Source organism: Micromonospora sp. 4G55 (assembly GCF_016803375.1).
Window position 1 is genome coordinate 1 of record NZ_JAEVHN010000695.1, and the last position, 3,142, is coordinate 3,142.

The following is a 3,142-nucleotide window of genomic DNA, read 5'->3' on the forward strand; positions in this document are numbered from 1 at the left end:
ACGGGAGCAGACCTACCGGGGTTCCCGCCGGGCCCGGGGGGCGGTCGATCAGTCGGGGGGCTCGATCGGGGTCGCGGTCTGATCGGAGGTGCGGTGCTCGCGGTCGCGTCCGCGTCGGGCCGTGGCGGCCGTTCGGCCAGGTCACCCTCGGCGGGCAACTGGACGCTCGGACGGACGCCGCGCTGGCCTTCGACCCGGTACGGAACCTGCCGGCGGGGCTGCGGGCGGTGGGTCCGCTCGCCTGGTTACGGGAGCAGACCTACCGGGGTTCCCGCCGGGCCCGGGGGGCGGTCGATCAGTCGGGGGGCTCGATCGGGGTCGCGGTCTGATCGGAGGTGCGGTGCTCCAGCACCGTGTCGGGGGCGGCGTTGCGGTCCTCCTCCCGGATGTCGGACTCGGTGAGGATCGCGTCGGCCTGCGCCTGCGGGTCGTCGCTGCCGACCGCCGCTTCCTCGGGCAGCAGGTGGGCCCGGGACTCCACCCGTTCCTGGTCGCTCTGCTCGTGGCTCATGCCGAGCCTCATACCCCGCCGGCCCGCCCGACACGCCACAAGATCGCCCGTGGGCTGGTCCGGGCACCGCCCGGGCCGGCCCGGCCGGGCCGGAGGTTCAGCGGAACGGGCCGCGCACCTCGTAGGTGATCCCGCCGGAGGAGGAGCCGGCGGTGCCGCGCTGCGACGAGAAGTAGAGCCGGCTGCCGTCCGGGGAGAACGCCGGGCCGGTGATCTCCGACGAGGACTGCCCGATAAGCCTGACGAAGGGCGCGACAACGGCGTCCGGAGTGATTAAAACGATCTCCATGTTGCCGCCGTCCTCGGCAACGTAGAGGTCGCCGGAGCGGGTGCCGGTGATGTTGTCCACCCCGGTCAGCGGCGCGGCGCCGCCGGTCACCAGCGAGTCGTCGTACGCCAGGTCGAGCCGCTGGTTGACCGCGTCGTACGCCCAGACCCGGTTGTCGCCCTTTGTGGTGAACCAGCAGGTGCCGTCGGCGTACCAGCAGCCCTCGCCGCCGTTGAACTTCTTCGCGCCGGAGACCTGCTGGCGGGTGTAGGTCGGCGAGCCGTCCGGGTCGGGCACCCGCGCCCAGCTCACCGGGCCGCTGGTGGCGGTGCCGGCGACCAGCACCTCCAGGATGCCGGCGGAGAGGTCGCCCCAGACCGTGGGGCGGAACCGGTAGAAGCAGCCGCTGGTCTCGTCCTCGGTCAGGTAGATCACCTGACGGACCGGGTCGGCCGCCGCCGCCTCGTGGTTGAAGCGGCCCAGCGCCGGCCGGCGCACCGCGGCCCGGCCGCCCTGCGGGTACGTCTCGTAGACGTAGCCCCGGCTGACCTCCTCGCAGGAGAGCCAGGTCCCCCACGGGGTCGCCCCACCGGCGCAGTTGCGGTTGGTGTTGGACAGGATCCGGTACGCCGAGGCGATCGTGCCGTCGGCGTTGAACCGGATCGCCGAGGCGCCGCCGGTGGTGGCGATCTCCGAGTTCGAGACGTAGATCCAACCGGTACCGGCGGCGAAGCAGGCGCCGCCTCCGGGGCGTCGTGCCAGGTGTACGAGGTGCCGGCCACGACCTGCCGGGACCGGGCGACGATCCGGCTGGTGAAGCCGGCGGGCAACTGGAGGCCGCGGGCGTCGGCGGTGCCGAGCGGCCCGTACGGGCCGACGCCCGGCTGGGCCGGGGCGGCGAGCGCGGCGCCGGACCAGAGGCTGCCGGCGAAGGCGGCGGCCCCGCCGGCAGCGGTGGCGCGCAGGACGGTACGACGGTCCATCGGTTACCTCCGGGGGATGCGAGCGGTGCTGATGAAGTTACCGGTGGTGGCATCGATGGGGGTAAACATCGGGCGAGAGTTTCCGGACGCCGCGGTGAGCCTTGCCCGTCCGGTCGGGTACGCTGGCCGACGTGACGCGCTCGTATCGATGGTTTAGGCAGCCGGCTCCGACGCCGGTGACCTCGCCATGAGCTGACGTCACCTTCGTTTTCGAGCCGGCCGGGCAGGAGCTTCCGCTCCTGCCCTTCTGCGTACGAGCAGCCGGCTCCACCCGGGCACCGGCCCCGGGCACGGTCGGCGAGAGGATGCCCACCGTGACCACCCCGGAGAACGACGCCGTCATCGACCAACGGATCGATCGCGTCGTGCCGTTGACCACGCCCGCCCTGCTCCTGCACGACCTGCCCCTGCGCGCCCCGCTCGCCTCGGCCGTGCTGGCCCGGCCGACGTGCGGTCGCCGGGTGCTGGACCGCGCCGACGACCGCCTGCTGGTGGTGGTCGGCCCCTGCTCGGTGCACGACCCGGCCGCCGCCCTGGAGTACGCCCACCTGCTGCGCGAGGCCGCCGACCGGCACGCCGACGACCTGCTGGTGGTGATGCGGGTCTACTTCGAGAAGCCGCGTTCCACGGTGGGCTGGAAGGGCCTGATCAACGACCCGGCGCTGGACGGCTCCGGCGACGTCAACCTCGGCCTGCGGACCGCCCGGGCGCTGCTGCTGGACGTGCTCCGCCTCGGCCTGCCGGTGGGCTGCGAGTTCCTGGACCCGATCACCCCGCAGTACATCGCCGACACGGTGGCCTGGGGCGCGATCGGCGCCCGGACGGTGGAGAGCCAGGTGCACCGGCAGCTCGCCTCCGGGCTGTCCATGCCGATCGGCATGAAGAACCGCCCGGACGGCAGCATCGGCACGGCGGTGGACGCGATCCGGGCGGCCGGTGTGCCGCACGTCTTCCCCGGCATCGACGTCTCCGGCACCCCGGCGATCATGCACACCCGGGGCAACGCCGACGGGCACCTGGTGCTGCGCGGCGGCGGCGGCCGGCCGAACTACGACGCGGAGTCGGTGGCGGGCGCGCTGGACCTGCTGCGGGCCGCCGGCCTGCCCGAGCGGTTGGTGGTCGACGCCAGCCACGCCAACAGCGGCAAGGACCACCGCAACCAGCCGAAGGTCGCCGCCGACGTGGCCGCCCAGCTCGCGGCCGGGCAGCGCGGGATCGTCGGGCATCATGCTGGAGAGCTTCCTGCTCGAAGGCCGCCAGGACCTGGACCCGACCCGGGAGCTGCCCGAGCGGTTGGTGGTCGACGCCAGCCACGCCAACAGCGGCAAGGACCACCGCAACCAGCCGAAGGTCGCCGCCGACGTGGCCGCCCAGCTCGCG

1 protein-coding gene and 2 pseudogenes are annotated in these 3,142 nt (G+C 73.7%); 1 reads left to right on the forward strand and 2 read right to left on the reverse strand.

Annotation, left to right across the window (positions count from 1 at the left end; genetic code table 11):
• Positions 1-295: 295 nt before the first annotated feature.
• On the reverse strand, positions 296-511 hold the full coding sequence (locus tag JNW89_RS32535) for a hypothetical protein (RefSeq protein ID WP_238450736.1): 216 nt from the start codon (positions 509-511) through the stop codon (positions 296-298).
• Between the two features lie 97 nt (positions 512-608).
• Positions 609-1,762, reverse strand: a pseudogene (locus JNW89_RS32540) (alkaline phosphatase PhoX).
• Between the two features lie 305 nt (positions 1,763-2,067).
• Here JNW89_RS32540 and JNW89_RS32545 point away from each other — a divergent pair.
• A pseudogene (locus JNW89_RS32545) lies at positions 2,068-2,925 on the forward strand (3-deoxy-7-phosphoheptulonate synthase); the annotation flags it as partial.
• Positions 2,926-3,142 lie beyond the last annotated feature (217 nt).

Bases quoted from the DNA above. Each gene is read 5' to 3' on its own strand.
- JNW89_RS32535 (WP_238450736.1), bottom strand. From the start codon at position 511: ATGAGCCACGAGCAGAGCGACCAGGAACGGGTGGAGTCCCGGGCCCAC.